This is a genomic window from Polyangium sp. 6x1, from assembly GCF_029946515.1.
Classification (GTDB): domain Bacteria; phylum Myxococcota_A; class Polyangia; order Polyangiales; family Polyangiaceae; genus Polyangium.
Genome location: NZ_JARZHH010000178.1, coordinates 1 through 1,129, shown reverse-complemented (window position 1 = coordinate 1,129; position 1,129 = coordinate 1). Strand labels below are relative to the sequence as shown.

1 protein-coding gene is annotated in these 1,129 nt (G+C 64.2%); it reads left to right on the top strand.

Annotated elements, in window-relative coordinates; genetic code table 11:
- On the top strand, positions 1-1,129 hold a 1,129-nt coding region (locus QHF85_RS49705; protein ID WP_281334580.1), incomplete at both ends, for a transposase.

Genomic DNA, 1,129 nt, shown 5'->3' with positions numbered 1-1,129 from the left:
GCTCGCCAAGAAGACGAAAGGCTTCGATTGGAAGAAGCTACCCAAGACGCTACGAATCGGCGTCGATTCGAGGCCGCTGGAGGGCGCAGGGCGCGTCGAAGACACCTTCAATCTGCTCGGTCGCGCCACGGCGAAGCTGCTTTCCGCCGCCGCCATGGTTCTCGGCCGTAAGGCCGAAGAGATCGCGGCTTGCGCAGGCGCGCCCGTGTTTCTGGCGTTGAGCATCAAGACGGGGCTCGACATCGATTGGACGGATCCAGACCAGAAGGCCGACGCAATCGGCGAGCTCGTGCGGCAAATCGAGGCTCTCGAAGCCTGGATCCGCGCGCAGGTCGGTGAGGCGGCGGAGGAGCCGCCGCTCAAGGACCTGCTTGAGCTCATCGCGCAGCTTCGCGAGCAGGACCTGGATCCGGAGCCGCCAGGCGGCGGACCGCGGATTCGCGAAGGGGTCGCGAAGGATCGTCGCGTTTCGATCGAGGACCCCGACATGCGCCACGGGCGCAAGAGCAAGAGCAAGCGATTCAACGGCTACAAGCAGCATATCGCCGCGGACCTCGACACCGAGCTGCTCTTGGCGTGCTCCGTCACGCCGGCCAATCGCCCGGAGGGGGAAGGCGCTGCCGGCCTGAAGGCAGACCTCGCGCGCTCGCCACGGCACGAGGCCATTGGAGAAGTGTTCGTCGATCGAGCATACGTCAACAGCGAGTTCGTCGAAGCCTCGGCTGAAAACGGCGCGATGGTCTACTGCAAGCCATGGAACGCGACCAACGGCGACCGCTTCAAGAAGGCTGACTTCAAGCTGAACTTCCGTCTCCGAACGATCACCTGCCCGGCGGGCCATACGCAGAACTTCCGCCCCGGTGAGCTCGTAGAATTCGACCCCCTGACGTGCAATGCGTGTCCTCTCCGGCCTCGCTGCACGAGAGCCAGCAATGATGCGGGGCGGACCATACGCATCGCTCCCGATGAGCAGAGACAGCAACGATTCCGTAAGCTCGTCGGGACGACCAAAGGGCGCGAAGCCCTCAGGCAACGCGTTGGCGTGGAGCACCGACTCGCCCATCTTGCATCCAAGCAGGGGCCGCGTGCCCGCTACCGAGGCTTACGCAACAATCTCTTCGACCTGAGA